Genomic DNA, 1006 nt, shown 5'->3' with positions numbered 1-1006 from the left:
GCCGGTCGCTCTAAGTAGTCGTCGGCGGCCGGTGGCGGTTACCGGCGAGGCCACCGGCTCGCCGATCCATCGAGAAGTAGGTCACCATCCACGCTGGCGCCGCGGCCCGGCCGGAGCTGCACCGCGATGCGTCGCGTACCGTGAGGCCCGTGGCGGATGCGGTGGTACGCCTGGACGCGGTAACTGTTGTACGGGACGGCGCTTTGCTGCTTTCCGACATCCACTGGAGTGTCGCGGACGGTGAGCGTTGGGTCATTCTCGGGCCGAACGGTGCCGGGAAGACAACCCTGCTTCAGGTGGCGGCGGGCCGGGTTTTCCCTACGCGGGGAACGGTGGACCTACTCGGTGATCGGCTTGGCGAGCGGGATGTCTTCGATGTCCGCGGGCGGGTGGGCCTGACAAGCTCCGCCGTGGCCGACATCCTGCCCGCGAGCGAACGTGTTGTCGACGTGGTCATGACGGCGGCCTGGAACGTGGTCGGCCGCGCCGGGGAAAAGTACAGCGACGTTGACCTGAGGCGAGCGCGGGATCTGCTGGTCCAGGTCGGGTGCAGAAATCTCGTCGAGCGGCGATACGGCACTTTGTCCGAAGGGGAGCGCAAACGCGTCCAGATCGCGCGTGCGCTGATGACGGACCCCGAGCTGCTGTTGCTGGATGAACCAGCGGCAGGGCTCGATCTGGGTGCCCGTGAGGCCCTGTTGAGACGCCTTACCCGGTTGGTCGCCGATCCGCTGTCGCCCGTGACGGTCATAGTCAGCCATCACGTCGAGGAAATTCCGCCGGGTATCACGCACGCCCTGCTGCTGCGCGCCGGCAGGGTGGTGGCGGCTGGGCCCGCCGGGGCGGTGCTGACCGGGCCGGAGCTGTCAGCGTGCTTTGGCATTCCCCTCGAGGTCGTGGCCGGTGGCGGTCGCTTTGCCGCGCGGATGACGCCTGTCTTCGACGCTCCGGCGCCTACCTCGACGTCCGCCTGAACAGCGACCGGCAACAGGACTGCCCGGCTCCG

1 protein-coding gene is annotated in these 1006 nt (G+C 68.4%); it reads left to right on the top strand.

Annotation, left to right across the window (positions count from 1 at the left end; all coding sequences use genetic code 11):
* Positions 1–149: 149 nt before the first annotated feature.
* Positions 150–974, top strand: a complete 825-nt coding sequence (locus tag MJ783_RS05570; RefSeq protein WP_239308846.1) for an ABC transporter ATP-binding protein — start codon at positions 150–152, stop codon at positions 972–974.
* Positions 975–1006 lie beyond the last annotated feature (32 nt).

It is taken from the genome of Protofrankia sp. Cj3 (assembly GCF_917627355.1).
Classification (GTDB): Bacteria; Actinomycetota; Actinomycetes; order Frankiales; family Frankiaceae; genus Protofrankia.
Note: the sequence above shows the minus strand (reverse complement) of the source record. Positions and strands in the feature narration are given on the sequence as shown.